This is a genomic window from Binatus sp. (SeqCode) (assembly GCF_035272065.1).
GTDB lineage: Bacteria > Desulfobacterota > Binatia > Binatales > Binataceae > Binatus.
The window spans coordinates 40,444-54,717 of record NZ_DATEQZ010000051.1; the positions used below are offsets into that span (position 1 = coordinate 40,444).

14 protein-coding genes are annotated in these 14,274 nt (G+C 62.2%); 3 read left to right on the forward strand and 11 right to left on the reverse strand.

The features are described 5' to 3' along the window. Genes VJX68_RS09050 through VJX68_RS09060 form a run of 3 tightly spaced genes read left to right on the forward strand, consistent with a single transcriptional unit; the run spans nucleotide 1 to nucleotide 2,573 of the window. On the forward strand, nucleotides 1-333 hold the full coding sequence (locus VJX68_RS09050) for a hypothetical protein (protein ID WP_324095355.1): 333 nt from the start codon (nucleotides 1-3) through the stop codon (nucleotides 331-333). A gap of 60 nt (nucleotides 334-393) precedes the next feature. After that, on the forward strand, nucleotides 394-1,911 hold the full coding sequence (locus VJX68_RS09055; protein ID WP_324095356.1) for a serine/threonine-protein kinase: 1,518 nt from the start codon (nucleotides 394-396) through the stop codon (nucleotides 1,909-1,911). 11 nt (nucleotides 1,912-1,922) lie between these two features. Beyond that, on the forward strand, nucleotides 1,923-2,573 hold the full coding sequence (locus tag VJX68_RS09060) for a PHP domain-containing protein (RefSeq protein ID WP_324095357.1): 651 nt from the start codon (nucleotides 1,923-1,925) through the stop codon (nucleotides 2,571-2,573). Here the strand turns inward: VJX68_RS09060 and VJX68_RS09065 are convergent. The 11 genes from VJX68_RS09065 to VJX68_RS09115 form a co-directional block, all read right to left on the reverse strand. Continuing rightward, entirely contained in the window at nucleotides 2,549-4,609 is a 2,061-nt protein-coding gene (locus tag VJX68_RS09065; RefSeq protein WP_324095358.1) for a chloride channel protein, read from the reverse strand. The two genes, VJX68_RS09060 and VJX68_RS09065, sit on opposite strands and share 25 nt — an antisense overlap. Nucleotides 4,610-4,622: 13 nt before the next feature. After that, nucleotides 4,623-5,495 carry an alpha/beta fold hydrolase gene (locus VJX68_RS09070; protein ID WP_324095359.1) on the reverse strand — a complete coding sequence of 291 codons (873 nt, stop codon included), beginning with the start codon at nucleotides 5,493-5,495 and terminating at the stop codon, nucleotides 4,623-4,625. Nucleotides 5,496-5,536: 41 nt separating this feature from the next. Continuing rightward, nucleotides 5,537-6,859, reverse strand: coding sequence for an aminotransferase family protein (locus tag VJX68_RS09075; protein WP_324095360.1), 1,323 nt, complete (start codon nucleotides 6,857-6,859; stop codon nucleotides 5,537-5,539). A 71-nt stretch (nucleotides 6,860-6,930) separates the two neighbouring features. Further along, nucleotides 6,931-8,133: a CaiB/BaiF CoA transferase family protein gene (locus VJX68_RS09080; protein WP_324095361.1), complete on the reverse strand. Its 1,203-nt coding sequence runs from the start codon at nucleotides 8,131-8,133 to the stop codon at nucleotides 6,931-6,933. Between the two features lie 9 nt (nucleotides 8,134-8,142). After that, on the reverse strand, nucleotides 8,143-8,526 hold the full coding sequence (locus VJX68_RS09085) for a hypothetical protein (protein WP_324095362.1): 384 nt from the start codon (nucleotides 8,524-8,526) through the stop codon (nucleotides 8,143-8,145). 75 nt (nucleotides 8,527-8,601) lie between these two features. Continuing rightward, on the reverse strand, nucleotides 8,602-9,426 hold the full coding sequence (locus VJX68_RS09090; RefSeq protein WP_324095363.1) for a helical backbone metal receptor: 825 nt from the start codon (nucleotides 9,424-9,426) through the stop codon (nucleotides 8,602-8,604). Between the two features lie 23 nt (nucleotides 9,427-9,449). Beyond that, entirely contained in the window at nucleotides 9,450-9,662 is a 213-nt protein-coding gene (locus VJX68_RS09095) for a hypothetical protein (protein WP_324095364.1), read from the reverse strand. 127 nt (nucleotides 9,663-9,789) lie between these two features. Then, the gene (locus VJX68_RS09100; RefSeq protein WP_324095365.1) at nucleotides 9,790-11,025 is read right to left on the reverse strand and encodes an NAD(P)/FAD-dependent oxidoreductase; all 1,236 of its coding nucleotides are present in this window, start codon (nucleotides 11,023-11,025) and stop codon (nucleotides 9,790-9,792) included. 88 nt (nucleotides 11,026-11,113) lie between these two features. Then, a complete protein-coding gene (locus tag VJX68_RS09105) occupies nucleotides 11,114-12,754 on the reverse strand; it encodes a DegQ family serine endoprotease (protein ID WP_324095366.1) in 1,641 nt (546 codons plus the stop codon). 232 nt (nucleotides 12,755-12,986) lie between these two features. Next, nucleotides 12,987-13,448 (reverse strand): peroxiredoxin, encoded by a 462-nt coding sequence (locus VJX68_RS09110; RefSeq protein WP_324095367.1) that lies wholly within the window; start codon nucleotides 13,446-13,448, stop codon nucleotides 12,987-12,989. A 325-nt stretch (nucleotides 13,449-13,773) separates the two neighbouring features. After that, nucleotides 13,774-14,268, reverse strand: a complete 495-nt coding sequence (locus tag VJX68_RS09115) for a VOC family protein (protein WP_324095368.1) — start codon at nucleotides 14,266-14,268, stop codon at nucleotides 13,774-13,776. Nucleotides 14,269-14,274 lie beyond the last annotated feature (6 nt).

Here is a 14,274-nt window from a genome sequence, read left to right on the forward strand (position 1 = left end):
GTGGACTTCGAAAAACCGAGGTTCTGCTCGCGATGCGGCGCGCCGATCGTCGTCGCCGAGGCGAGCTTTTGCAAATCGTGCGGCGCGCCGGTAACACGTTTCCCGCTGCTGCGCACAAATTCGGGATTCAACCCGGTGCTGGCGCTCGTGCTAAGCATCGTTCCAGGCGTCGGCCATATCTATCGGGGCAAGCCCTTCAAGGGAATTTTGTGGTTTTTCTTCGTCTCGATAGCCTACGGCATGGGACCGCCGCTCGGCATTCTGATTCACATTATATGCGCCGCTAATGCGGCCTTCTCGGGGACGCTGCGCGAGGACATGATTGCGCGATAGGCATAAGGACTCCGCCGGCTCCCATCGAATTGTAGTAATGGTTAGATTCTCGCGATAGGAATGATTGCGCCCAACACCATCGTCGGCGGCCGTTACCGCGTGACCAAGCCGCTAGGCGGGGGCGGGATGAAGCTCGTCTATCTCGCCGAGGACTTGCGGCTTGCCGCGCGGCCGTGTGCGCTGGCCGAGATGGTCGATAGCTTCACCAGCCCGGACACACAGAAGCAGGCGGTCGCCGCGTTTCAGCGCGAGGCCGACATGCTCGCGCAGCTCAGCAACGAACACATCCCGCGCGTGTTCGATCGCTTCAGCGATCAGAACCATCACTATCTCGTGATGGAGTTCATCGACGGGATCACGCTCGAGCAGAAACTCAAAGACGCGGGCGGCAAGCTGCCCGAGAGCGAGGTTATCGACGTGGCGCTGCAGGTTCTCGACACGCTCGAATACCTGCACAACCTGGAACCACCGGTGATCTACCGCGACCTGAAACCGTCGAACGTGATGCTCACACCGTCAGCGCAGGTCAAGCTGATCGATTTCGGGATCGCGCGCCTGTTCCAGCCGCTCAGCAACGCGACGATGATCGGCACTCAGGGTTACGCGCCGCCCGAGCAATATCGCGGCAAGGTCGAATTCCGCTCGGACCTGTACGCGCTCGGCGCCACGATGCATCATGCGCTGTCGGGCCGCGACCCGGCGCTGGAGCCGCCGTTCAGTTTTCCGCCGTTGCGCTCGCTATGCCCTGACATGAGTCCCGCGCTTTGCGAGCTGGTCGATCAGGCGCTTAAGTACGACGTGGTCCTGCGCGTGGCCGACGCCGCCGAATTCAGACAGCGGCTGATGGCGATCAAGTCGGGGACGCCGATGGCGATGCCACAGCGTAATTCGCCAGCGGCGGCGGCGGCGCGTCCGCAACTCAAGCTGCCGCTAAGCGGCGTCAAGTCCAAAGAGCAGCAAGCGTCGGCGCCGACGATGCTGAGCAATGCGATCGATACGGAATGCCCGCGATGCGGCCGTATCATCCCGGTGGATTCAAACTACTGCTCATTCTGCGCCGCGGACGTAACGGGACGGCTGCAAATGCCGGCGATGGATCGCGGCGGCGCGCACGAGGCGCAAACGATTGTGCTCGACGACGTTGCTTCGCCCGGCGGATATTCGGGTCCGATCTTCCATCCACGCCATCGCAGGCGGCATCCGGTGCGAACGATGGCGCTGGTGGTCGGCGGATTTTTTCTGATCGGGTACATGATCTTCCATTCGTCGCAGCCGCAGCCTTCCGACGGCGACACCGGCCCCGACTACGGCGGGGTTCCTTCCGTGCCAAATGGCGGCGCGCCCGACGCGTCCGAACCGGCGCACACCGAGCCGCGCGAGGTCGCGCTGCGCCAGGCGCTCAACGCGCAGGGCTACGGTTCGGTTCATTTCAAAATGGACGGCGACACGATCATTCTCTGGGGCACCGTGCCGACGGAAGCCGATCGTCTGATGGTGCAGACGCAGATATTCCTGGTCGCGCGAATTTTTTCGATCGAGGATCACATCCAGGTGCGCGACACCTTCGCCGAGCCGTAACATCCCACCTCATGATCGCCGACCTCCACGTCCACACCCGGCTTTCGTCCGACTCCAACGTCGCGCCGGAGCAGTATCTGGAATTTGCGAAGGGCCGCGGCCTCGGCGCGATTTGCTTCACCGAGCATCGCCTGTTCCCGAGCGATGCCAACGTCGGCCGGCAATACGCGGAACTCGCCGAGCGATTTCAAATTGCCATCTTCAAGGGAATCGAGGCCGACACCGACCTTGGGCATCTCCTGCTATTTGGCGTCACCGAGGAAGTGATTCGCCGCTTCGACCTGACGGCGCGGATGCTCAAGAGCGACAGCCTGATCGAAGTGATCCATCACGAGGGCGGCATCGCAATTCCGGCCCATCCGTTTCGCGACTCGGGCTACGGCTCGCGGCTGGACACGCTGCTGAGCCGCCATGGCGTGGCGCTTGGCGCGGTCGAAGTGCTGAACGGCCAGAACTCGATCGAGGAGAATCGGCGCGCGGAGGACGCGGCGCTCAAACTCGGACTGACGGCGGTCGGCGGCAGCGACGCTCATTTCGCGAGTGCAAAATGGTTCATGACGGTCGCCACGGAGTTCGAGCGCGAGGTGAACACAGTCGAGCAGATGTGCGCCGAGATCCGCGCCGGCCGCGCGCGCCCCTATGTCTTTGCCGATCCGGACTGAGCCGAAGCCCGCGCGGCACCGACGGATTCCGCACTCTCCAATTCGTGCGTGAATTGCCGGATGTCTTGCGCGCGCCCGGCCGCGATCAGCTGGTCGCCGGCCTTTAGCGGACGATCAGGAGTGATCGGCGTGAATTCACCCTGCGGATTATCCGCATCCTGTACGGCAAGCACGGTAACGCTGAATCGTGCGCGGGCATCGAGCTGGCGCACGGTTCTTCCAGCCGCGTTGGCGGGAACCATTATGCGCGACACGCGATAACCTGTCGCCCAATAGACATTCGGGTCGCGCGTCGCGAGAGTCGAGAGAGAAACCGTTACGCGGTTGAGCGCTTGCGCGATTTGCCGGCTGGTGACCAGGCCGAGAAAGCGCCGGCTGGTGCGATCGACCACCGGAATCTCATCGAGCCCGTCGTGCTCCATCAACTGGCTCGCCTCATCGAGATTCGCGTCGAGCGACACAGTGGAACAATGCGCATTGCAAATGTCGAACGCGTTGACCAGCGGACCGAGTTCCTGTCCTCCGCTGATCACCGACAACAAATCGCGTACTACGATTGTGCCGGCCAGCTCCCCGTCGCTATTGACTACCGGCAGGGTGGATTGCGACGTCTCACCGGCGGTGCGCAGCACTTCCGAGAGCGAAGTATTCTCGCTCACTATCGTCACGTTTTTCGTGACCACGGCGCTGACCGGTATCAGCGTAAGCGCTAGCCGCTCGCTGCCGATTTGCAGCGTCTTGCCCTGGCGCGCAAGGCGGAACTCGTCGATCGATTCGGTTTCGATCGCACGCGCCACGACCAGCGCCGTAATCGTCGCGATCATCGAAGGCAGCGCGATCGTGTCGCTGTGCGTCATCTCCCAGAGCAGAAACAGCGCCGTCAGCGGCGCGTGCGTGGTCCCGGCGAGGAACGCGCCGAGCCCCACCAGCGCATACGATCCGCGCGGGCCGGTAAGGTGCGGAATCAGCATCGCCGAGACGCGCTGGAACAACCCGCCCGCCATCGTGCCAATGAAAAACGTCGGGCCGAAGGAGCCTCCCGGTGCGCCGCATCCGAGCGACACGCTGCTGGCGAAGAACTTCGCGCAGGTCATCGCAGCCAGCATCCCGATGCCGAACTCGCCAGCCATCGCGCTGTTGATCACCGGATATCCGTCCGACAAGTTTTGCGGCAGCCAAATCGCGATCGCACCGACTACTGCAAGGCCCGCTTCGAGCTTTACCCAGACCGGGAGATTGAGTCTGCGAAACCATGCCTCGGTCGCGTTGAAGAACCGGATGTAGCCTGCGGCGAGGGCGCCGAGCGCCGCGCCCATCAGCGCATACGTCGCCATTTCCCAGTAGCTGCGCAGTACGAATTCGGGCGCGAGGAAAACCACCGAGTTGCCGACAATCGCGCGCGAGGTAATCACCGCAGTGAAGGTCGCGATGATCAGCAACGTGAGGTTGGCGATTTCGGTGTGGCCGAGCAGGACGATCTCCTGCGCGAACATCAGGCCGCCGATCGGCGCGTTGAAGGTGGTCGCGATGCCCGCGCCGGCGCCGGCGGCGACCAGCACCTTGGCGCGATCGGGCGATAGCTTTCTAAGCTGCGCGATAGTCGATCCAATGGCGCCTCCGACTTGCGCGATAGGACCTTCGCGGCCGACCGAAGCGCCGGCGCCAAGTGAAATCGCGGCGCCGGCGGCCTTGACGAAAATCCAGCGGCGCTTGAGCCTTGCGGTGCCCAGATTGACCATCTCGAGGAAATTCGGAAAGCCGTAACCGAGCACGTCTTCAGGAAAAACCCGGTCGAGCAACAGTATCGCGACGCCTCCGCTAAGCAGGATCAATGGAATCAATGCACGATGTGCTCCGGCGAGTTCGATTCCGAGCGCGTTCCACTCGACCTCACGAAACAGCCACGAAAACAATTCGATCAATTTGCGGAAGCCGAGATTTCCCAGCGCCGCGAGCACGCCCACGGTCACGGCGAGCAGAATCAACTGGACGTATTCGAACTGATCGCTGCGCAGCGAAAGTGAAGGTCGTCGCATGAGCCCGGAACCGCTACACGCCGAGAAACCGATGCGTGACGGCGAGGAACTCGTCGAGGCGATCGTGATGCACCCAGTGGCCGGCCTTGTCGATCGTGACCGACTCCGCGTGCTTGAACGCCTGGATGCGCCCGTCCTTGACCCAATCGCCCGCCCATGACTCGGTGCCGCGAATCAGCAGCGTCGGGCACGTGATGCGCCCCCAAATCTCGCGGGCGTCGCGGTTGTTGAACATATAGGGCGACGTGGCGTGAACGTAGTTGTCGAATTTCCACGAGTAGGTGCCGTTCTCGTTGCGGCGAATTCCCCAAATCGTGAGATGGCGCGCCTGCTCACGGCTGAGGTGCGGGTTGGCCTCGATCATGCGCGCGAGCGCCTCTTCAATCGACGGATACTCGCGCACCTTGCGCCGCGCGAGCGTTTGCATCTGGCCGATCCAGTTGTTCATCCGCTCGTAAGCGGGGGTGTCCTTGATCATCCCGGGCGGCGGGCCCATCCCCTCGATCGAGACCACGCGCTTGACGGCGTCGGGATGCGTGCCGGTATATTGCAAAACGATTCCGCCGCCCAGAGAGTGCCCGATGAGTGTCGCGGGCTCGTTCGACACCGCGTTCATGAGCTGCGAGAGATCGAGCACATAGTCGATCATCGAATAGCCACTGCCCACCGCCCAGTCGGAGTCGCCGTGGCCGCGAAGGTCGGGTGCGATGATGTGATAGTGACGGCGCAAATCGAGTGCGACCCAATCCCAGTTGCGGCAATGGTCGCGGCCGCCGTGCACCAGCACCAGCAGGGGCTTGTCGGGATTGCCCCAATCGACGTAGTGCAGTTTCAGGCGCTGCGAATAAAAATAATGCGACATCGGCCCGATGATGCTATCGGCCATGTGCCGGTCTCTCCACGAAGCTAGAACGTGTTCCGCAAACGCTACAGGTTAGGCTGAATCTCGTCGAGTGCCGCGCGCGCCGTGCGAATGATGAACTCGATTTCGGCATCGCCGATGATGAACGGCGGCGTGATCATCATCGCGTCGCCGCCAGCTTTGCCCGCCATCCCGGTCGCCGGATAAAAGAACATCCCTTTTCGCACCGACGCGCCCAGCACGCGATTGGTCACCTTTTTTTCGGGCGCAAACGGCATGCGCGTCGCCTTGTCCTGCACCAGCTCGATCCCCCAGAACATGCCGGTACCGCGGATGTCGCCGACCATCGGATGCCCCGACAGTTCTTCCTTCAAACTCGCGCCCAGCCGCGCGCCGACTTCGGCCGACCGCTCCACGAGCCGCTCGCGCTCCATGATTGCCAGCACCTCGTCGGCGACCGCGCACGCGACGGGATGCGAGCTGTAGGTGTAGAACATGAAGTCGGCCCTGGCGTGTTCGAGTTCCTCGACCAGCGATTCCTTGACCGCAATCATTCCCATCGGCATGTAGCCGCCGGTGAGTCCCTTGCCGCCGACCAGAATGTCCGGCACGACTTCCCAATGATCGACGCCAAAGCGCCGCCCGGTACGCCCGAAGCCGGTCATCACTTCATCGGCGATCAACAGCACGTTGTAGCGCGTGCAGATCTCGCGAATCTCCGGCCAGTACTCTTTGACGGGAGGGACCACGCCACCGCTCGAGCCCATCATCGGCTCCGCGATGAACGCGGCGATCGAGTCGGCGCCGTGCTTGAGGATCTCTTTTTCGAGCGCCGTCGCGCAGTCGAGCTGACATGACGGATACGTTTTGTCCCACGGGCATCGGTAGCAGTACGTCGGATCGATCTTCGGCCAGTCCAGCAAAATATGTTCGTAGTCCGCGCGCCGGCCACTCCCGCCCGCCGACAAGGCCGCGATAGTGTTGCCATGATAGGAGAAGCGGCGTCCAATGATGTTGCTCTTCGATTGTTTGCCGCGAGCCTTGTTGTAGAGGATCGCGAACTTCAGCGCCGCTTCGACCGACTCCGATCCGCCGCTGGTGAAATAGAATCGCGTGAGCCCCGCCGGAGTCCATCGCGTAAGACGATCAACCAGCTTCTCGCGCTCGGGCGAGGTCCAGACGGGTACGATGTAATCGAGGTTGGCGATCGTGCGCGCCGCTACCTCGGCGATTTCGCGGCGGCCCTGCCCGATATTCACGACCACGGCGCCGGCGCCCGCGTCGAGGATCTTGTGGCCGTTGGAGGCGTAGAGCCAGGCGCCTTCGGCGCGCTCGATGCGAATCGGATCGTGCGGCCCGCGCATGAACATCGGAGTTGGCTGTGGCATAAACGGAATCTTAACCGTGATTCGATGCCGCGGGCAACGCGACGAATCTCGCGGCAGCGACGGACGACGCGCTACTTGATTGCGCCCGACTCACGCCAGCGGCTGATATCGTCCTTGGCGTAGCCGAGCGCGCCGAGGATTTCGTCGGTATGCTGTCCGAGTTGCGGCGCGAGCGACCTTATCGATGCGGGAGTATCCGAGAACTTCGCCGAGACCCCCACCTGCTTGACCTTCTTGCCGCCAGGGGCTTCGACCTCGACGATCATGTTGCGCGCGAGCACCTGTGGATCGTTGGGCACTTCGTCGAGCGTGAGCATCCGGCCGGCGCAGATGTCGCTCTTGCTCAGAATCTCGAACCACTCATCGCGCGTTTTCGTTTTGAAGATTTCAGTGAACGTGCGGGCGATTTCCGGGCGCTTGCTCGAATCGTATTCATGCGGAATGAAATCTTCGCGGCCGAGCGCTCGGCACAGGTTGGCGAAAAACCACGGCTCGATCGCCGCGATCGTAATGTACTTGTCGTCCTTCGTCAGATAGACGTTGTAGTTTGGAATGCCGCCGTCGTTTATGGTCTCGCCGCGCCGTGGCACTTTGTGATTCGCAAAAAAAGTCGAGAACGCTTGCGCCAACAGCGCGAGACTGCCGTCCATCATCGAGATATCAACGTATTGGCCGCGCCCGGTCTGGCTGCGCGCGACCAGCGCCGCAAGCACTCCGATCGCGCCATGCATCCCGCCACCGGCGTAATCCGCGACCACGTTGTGCGGAATCGTCGGCGGCTGCCCGGGCCGTCCGAACATCGATAGCACGCCGGCGGTCGCGATGTAGTTGATGTCGTGGCCGACCAGGTCGCGATACGGCCCGGTCTGTCCGTAGCCGGTGATCGCGCAATAGATCAGCCGCGGGTTGGGCGACGCAAGCTTCTCGTAATCGATCCCCAGCCTCTTGGCGACGCCCGGCCGGTATTCCTCGACGATGACGTCGGCACGCTGTGCGAGGCGAGTGTAGATTTCCCTGCCCATGCCGCTCTTGAGATTTATCCCGATCGACTTCTTGTTGCGCGCGAGCGCGTTATACGGCGAGCTACCGAAGGTGTTCGTTTGCGCCCGCGTACTTGCAGCGCCCGCTTGCTGCGGGCGTCTTCCGGTGGGAGGTCCCGGCTCCTCGATCCTGATCACTTCAGCGCCAAGATCCGCCAGGATCATCGTGCAGAACGGTCCCGGCGCAAGCTTGGTCAGATCGAGTACTTTGATTCCGTCCAGTGGTGCGGGCATCGTGACGCCTTATTGATACGGGTTCACCGGCTGCGGCTGCGGAGCCTGATTGAATTGCGGCGCATCGTCCGGATCGTTTTCGTTGCCGTTGAGGACTGTAGGCAGAACCGGCTGATCGTCGCCGGCGCTATTTTGCTGATTCATCTGACTGCTGTCGCCGTTCTGATTGTCGTCGGCGCTGTCGTTTGAATCGCTGTCGTTGTCATTATCACTATCATTGTCGGTAGTGCCGGCGCTCGATTGACTGTCCTGGGCGATGATGATGCCCTGCGGCGAACGATGCGCCGCGCGCGTCATCGGCGCGGGAGTCGCGGCACCGAGATTCGAAGCGCACGCCATCGGCGGCGCCACCATCAAAAGGAACGCGGCCGCCACACTGATTTTCGGGATCATACGAATCTCCCATTCATTTTGATGGACGCACGGCGTCGTCTTGATGAACGCATGTCGTCGTTCCGCACGGCCCGATTATAGAACCGCGGCCCGCACCCGCGCCATTCTTTCCGCCAGCGACTTGAGCCCCCGCACCATGTGCACGCCGTACCAATGCAGGTCGCGTCCGCTGACTATCAGCACGCGGCGGCTGAGCGCGGCCGGCAGCAGCGGCTTCAACTCGGCGACGTCGGACTCATCGAATTCATACGGCTCGTCGGGAAGTATCACGATATCGGGACGGAGTTCGACTGCCGCCTCGAGCGTCGTGACGGGGTACCGCTCGCCCGCCGACGCAAAGATATTGTTGTAGCCGAGCATCCGCAGCACGTCATGCGCATAGGTGTCGGCGTTGAACGACATCCACGGCTTCTTCCATATTGGGCAGAAAACGCGGAGCCGCAGCTTGCTCCATACCCCGAGCGCCGCTTCGATTCCGCTCACGCTCAGCGTGATCTCTTTGGCCAGTGCGGCGGCGTCCGCCTCGCGACTCAACACTCGCCCCAATCGCAGGATCGATTCGACCGCGCCCGGCACCGTGCGGGGATAGGTCGTGAACACCGGGATCCCTGCCGAGCGCAGCCGTTCGACGTCCTCGCGCCGGTTTTCCTCGGCGTTGGCGATCACCAGCTCGGGCTCGAGCTTCACGATCGCGGCAACGTCCGGGTTCTTGGTTCCACCGACTTTCGGAATCGACGCAACCGCCGCGACCGGCTCGACGCAGAATTTCGTCACGCCCACGACTTCGGAATTGAATCCAAGCGCGAACAGCGTCTCCGTCCAGCTTGGCACCAACGACACGATCCGCGACGGCGGGCGTTCAAGCTCGACACGAAACCCCATGTCGTCCGCTATTTGCATCAAGCCCGCCATCTAACTGTTCGTCACTTGGCCTTGCGCTTAATAATCGCGTCCAGCTCGCTGCGATCGCCGGGCGTCAAATTTTCCGAGGCGTCGGAGGCGCCATTGCCTTCCGAGGCCGCAGTCGGATTTGCTTGCGGCTGATCAGCCGGTCGATACGCGATGTAGTGGACGGCCGACGGGATCATCACTCGTTTCGCCAAAAATCCCAAAATCAGCGCCGCCAGCGCGGCCATCACGAGCATTCCCGGCCGCCGCATCCGCTTCCTTTTCGACGGCCGCTTTCCGCTACGCTTTCGCGCCGGCCCCCCTCGTACTCGATCCGCCACCTGGTTTCCCTCCACCGCGAGCGACAACGAGATGCTATCGCACAGGCTCGCGTGATAGAACCGCGCGCGCCCATCGAGCGATCAGGCGCCGAGTAGGCACCTCGTCGAGATGCCGCGCGCCATTATACCAATCCACGCCAATCTCCTGCGCGCGGCGGCTGATGCCCGCGATTCGGAAGAAGAGCCGGTGATGCGGGCTGTAGAAATGGCGCGCCGCAAACGCGAGCTTGCTCAGTTTCTTTCCCGCCGCACCTTCATGTAGCGCGCGATCGTAGGCCCGCAGCGCTCCGCTGTCGCCGTCAAGGAATTTGCAGATCGCATTCGCCGCCAGCTTGCCGTGCTCGAATGCGCACGAGATGCCCTCGCCCATCAGCGGATCGACGCCTGCCGCGTCACCAGCAAGAATCACGCGACCGGATGCGTAGCTGTCCCCGGCGTCGAACCATCGAATCGGGAACGACTGCCACTGCGTCGCGTGCCGCTTCAGGCCGTCGAGTGGGATTTCGGGAAAGGCCGCGACGAGTTCCGCAATCATCCGCGATTGTTCGCCGCCGGTTTCAACGAATTCGCGCGGGCGTTGATCGTAAATGCCTAGATTGAGATGCGGCGCGCCGCCGATAAGACATGGGAACGACCAGCTATAGCCGTTGATCCTGCGGCTCACGCAGCGGAAATCGAACCGGTAGCGCCTCTCGGTGAATTCGGGCGTGCGCTCGGGATCGACTGCGATGTCCGTCATCAACGCGCGCCCGATCGTTTCCTTGCGAGCGCCAAACACCGCGCGGCGGACCCGGCTGCCCGAGCCGTCAGCGCCAACGAGGATTTGCGCATCGAAGATGCCGTGCTCTGTGCTGACGTCCACGCCGCTCGCGTCCTGAACAATGTCGAGCACGCGACTGCGTTCTACAATTTCGACTCCCGCCTCGCTCGCAGTCCGCGCCAGCATCGAGTCGAACAGATCGCGCCGAATCACGGTGGCTAGGACTTCGCCGCCGCGCGACAAATCGACGCCGCCAACCGGTGTTGCCGCCTCGCCGCGAATCACTTCGACTTTGGGAACGTCAAGCGCGATTCCAAGCTCGTCCAGCGCGAGCATCGTCTTGGGAATGAGGCCGCCAGCGCAGACTTTGAACCTGGGATGCGCCGATTTCTCGATCGCCACGATTCGGCCCGCCAGGCTCGGCCGATTCTTCACGAGGAACAACGCCGTCGCCAGTCCCGCTGGGCCAGCGCCGGCGATCACCACGTCAATTCTTCGCGAGGACTCCATCGCAGGCTTCAACGCCTAGCATCAAAACAAGCGCGGCGCATCGATCACCTCGATGCGCCGCGCTTCGACTGCATATCAGTACTCGCGATCAGCCCTGGCCCTCGGCCGGCTTGATCACCGTGTACAGCGTCGCGCCGCCGCGTTGCACCAGCAGCAGCGCCGGCTTCTTGTTGGTCTGCGCTTCTTTCGCCTTCGCCACGAAATCCGAAACCGCCGCGACCTTGTCGTGATTCACTTCCAGTACGATGTCGCCCGGCTGCAGACCTGCTTCCGCCGAGGGGCTGTCCGGAGCGACCTTCTGAATCACGACGCCCTTGCTGCTTTCGAGATGGAACTGTTGCGCTATCTCGGGCGTGATGTCGCCCACTTGCATTCCCCAATTACCGCCCGGCGTCTCGGCCTTCGCCGACGCGACCTGCGGTTCCTTGCGCTCGCCGATCGTAACCTCGAGCGTCATGTGTTTGCCGTTGCGCACCACCTCGACCGGCACCGTCTGATTGATCGGGGTTTGTGCGACCAGCGCGGGCAACTCATGTTCGTCGTCGACCGGATGCCCGTTGAAGCTGAGCACGATATCGCCGCGCTCGATTCCACCCTTGCCCGCGGGTCCGTCCTTGTCCGCACTCGCGACCAGCGCGCCCTCGGGCTTCGGCAAGCCGAACGATTGCGCAAGGTCCGGCGTCACTTCCTGAATCTCGACGCCCAGCCACCCGCGCACCACGCGGCCATGCGCCTTCAACTGATCCATCACGTTGCGTGCCATGTCGATTGGAATCGCGAAGCCGATACCGTTGTTGGCGCCGGTGCGGCTGTAGATTGCGGTATTGATTCCGATGACTTCGCCCTTTGTGTTGATCAGGGGGCCACCCGAGTTGCCGGGGTTAATCGACGCGTCGGTCTGAATGAAGTCGTCGTAGTCGCCGCCGAGGATTCTTCCTTTGGCGCTTACGATTCCCGCCGTCACCGTCATGCCGACGTTGAACGGATTGCCGATTGCGATCACCCAGTCGCCAACGTCAGTCGTCTTGGAGTCACCGAGCGGCGCGACTGGCAGCGAGTCCTTCGTGTCGATTTTGATAAGGCCAAGGTCGGTCTTCGCATCCTTGCCGATTACCTTCGCGGTAAACTCGCGCCGATCCTGCAGCGTGACGTGGATTTCGTCGGCGTTACCGACGACATGATTGTTGGTCAGGATGTAGCCGTCGGCCGACACGATCACGCCCGAGCCCAGCCCGTGCTGCTTGTACTCGCGCTGACCGCCTTGTCCGAAGTAACGGCGCAACTGGTCGAACGGATCGCCGCCGCCAGACGGCGGACCACCGCCTTGATCGCCGCCACTATCGCCGTTGTCATCGCCACCGCCATTGTCGTCGCCGGGTCCGGCCTGTGGGCCGAACGGCGTCCCCGAAACTTTCACATCCTGCACGACGTTGACGCTCACCACCGCCGGGATCATTTTCTTGACCAGCGGCGCGAACGAGGTAATCACCCCGACCTTTTCACCCGGCTCCGGTGTATTCGGCGCGGCAGGCGCCAATGGCGCGATCTGAGCCCCCGGCACCGGCGGCGCCGGCAAGGGTTCTGGCGGATTCGCCTGCGCTTGCTGCGCGGGCTGCGCCTTGGAAGCATCCGAATCGGAACCCCAGAAGGGGAACGCGCCGACGCGTGCAAAGGCTATTGCGAGGCCGATCAAAACGCCGCCGGCCACGGCGGCTATCTTCTTAACCATGCATTCCTCCTGGAATGTAGCGAAACTCTTGCGTCATGAGGCAGGACAAGTACCGGACCATCTAGCTATCGGACGATAAAATTACGTCCAAAATTCAGGCTCCCGCCTGACCGCCGACCGTCCCCGCACCATGGTCAAGGCCCCTGCTAACTGATCCATCAAATCAAATTCGCGGCAGGAATAAAACGTTCCCCAAACCGGCCCGGGACCGTCCCGATCCTGCCCTCCGACGCTAGCCCTGCTGCATCTCCTTGATGTCCGCGAGCAGCACTTTCTCATGCCCCTGCGGATTCACTTTCTCGTAAACCTTGCGCAGGTTGCCCTTGGGATCAATGACGAAGCTGGTCCGGTTCCAATACTTGGTCCCATTGTAGTCCGTCTGCCCGACGCCGGCAGCCTTGAGCAGTTCCGCGTTAGGATCCGCGAGCAGGTCGATCGTGAACGCGAACTTGTTGCAGAAATTCTTGTGCGACGCGACGTCGTCCGCGCTGACGCCCACCACCCTGATTCCCGCCGCGTCGAAGTCCGCCTTGCTCGCGGTGAACGACTTGCCCTGGATCGTGCAGCCGGGAGTGTCGTCCTTGGGATAGACGTACACCACCAGCCACTTGCCTGCGAAATCGCCGAGCTTCATCTGCTTGCCGTCCTGGTTCTTGAGGGCAAAATTCAAAAACGGTTTTCCGGTTTCGAGCATGATTGTTTTCCTTTCGTCGCGCGCGACGCGTTTAATTGTGAGGAATGCGGTCAGGGCGCTCCGCCCGCTCAAGCCTAGCACGCGCGCGCTGGTTTCGCCCGCGCCAAAATTTCCACGATTCGACCGAAATCCGGAACATAAAAGTGCCCAAGCTCGTCTCTTCTTTTTGAGTCATCCTGTCTGTCTCCTCGACCTGTCAGGGCGAGGATGAAGGTGCGGGTCCAATTACAGCGCGCATTTTTGGCGCGTGATTCAAGATTCTGCCTCTGCTCCTAACGGATACGGATCAGCGCTCATCGCGAGCGAGATCTCTTTTCCGCTTCGATTATACCGCGCGCCTGGCTACCGCGCGGCGCTTCGCGACTTCCTCGAAAGGCACGTCCCGCTTGTGAGTCGCGATCATCCAGATATGTCCAAAAGGATCTGTCAGCGCGCCGGTCCTGTCGCCCCAGTCCTTGTCCACCACCGGCTCCATAGCTTTCGCGCCCGCGGCAATTGCACGCTTGAACACCGCATCCGAGTCCTCGACGTAAACATAAAAATGCACCGGCGTACCGCCCAGCGATTGCGGACTGCGCGACCATCCCTTGGCCACCCACTCTGCCACGTGTTTCGAGCTGTGGTCCGATAGCCTTATGAGCGAATCGCCGATCTTCAGCAGCGCGTGATTAACCTTCCCGTCAGGCTCCGCCATGCGTTCCAACTCGGTCGCGCCGAACGCCTTGCGATAGAACTCGACCGCCCGCGCCGCGTCGTTGACGCAGAGGAACGGAGTCACGCTATGCCAGCCGTCGGGAATCGTTTTCACTTTGCTCGCCATGGTTAC

What these genes read in the sequence shown, in the direction of transcription:
- VJX68_RS09055 (WP_324095356.1), top strand. Translation starts at nt 394, where the DNA reads ATGATTGCGCCCAACACCATCGTCGGCGGCCGTTACCGCGTGACCAAG.
- VJX68_RS09060 (WP_324095357.1), top strand. Translation starts at nt 1,923, where the DNA reads ATGATCGCCGACCTCCACGTCCACACCCGGCTTTCGTCCGACTCCAAC.
- VJX68_RS09065 (WP_324095358.1), bottom strand. Translation starts at nt 4,609, where the DNA reads ATGCGACGACCTTCACTTTCGCTGCGCAGCGATCAGTTCGAATACGTC.
- VJX68_RS09070 (WP_324095359.1), bottom strand. Translation starts at nt 5,495, where the DNA reads ATGGCCGATAGCATCATCGGGCCGATGTCGCATTATTTTTATTCGCAG.
- VJX68_RS09075 (WP_324095360.1), bottom strand. Translation starts at nt 6,859, where the DNA reads ATGCCACAGCCAACTCCGATGTTCATGCGCGGGCCGCACGATCCGATT.
- VJX68_RS09080 (WP_324095361.1), bottom strand. Translation starts at nt 8,133, where the DNA reads ATGCCCGCACCACTGGACGGAATCAAAGTACTCGATCTGACCAAGCTT.
- VJX68_RS09085 (WP_324095362.1), bottom strand. Translation starts at nt 8,526, where the DNA reads ATGATCCCGAAAATCAGTGTGGCGGCCGCGTTCCTTTTGATGGTGGCG.
- VJX68_RS09090 (WP_324095363.1), bottom strand. Translation starts at nt 9,426, where the DNA reads ATGCAAATAGCGGACGACATGGGGTTTCGTGTCGAGCTTGAACGCCCG.
- VJX68_RS09095 (WP_324095364.1), bottom strand. Translation starts at nt 9,662, where the DNA reads ATGGCCGCGCTGGCGGCGCTGATTTTGGGATTTTTGGCGAAACGAGTG.
- VJX68_RS09100 (WP_324095365.1), bottom strand. Translation starts at nt 11,025, where the DNA reads ATGGAGTCCTCGCGAAGAATTGACGTGGTGATCGCCGGCGCTGGCCCA.
- VJX68_RS09105 (WP_324095366.1), bottom strand. Translation starts at nt 12,754, where the DNA reads ATGGTTAAGAAGATAGCCGCCGTGGCCGGCGGCGTTTTGATCGGCCTC.
- VJX68_RS09110 (WP_324095367.1), bottom strand. Translation starts at nt 13,448, where the DNA reads ATGCTCGAAACCGGAAAACCGTTTTTGAATTTTGCCCTCAAGAACCAG.
- VJX68_RS09115 (WP_324095368.1), bottom strand. Translation starts at nt 14,268, where the DNA reads ATGGCGAGCAAAGTGAAAACGATTCCCGACGGCTGGCATAGCGTGACT.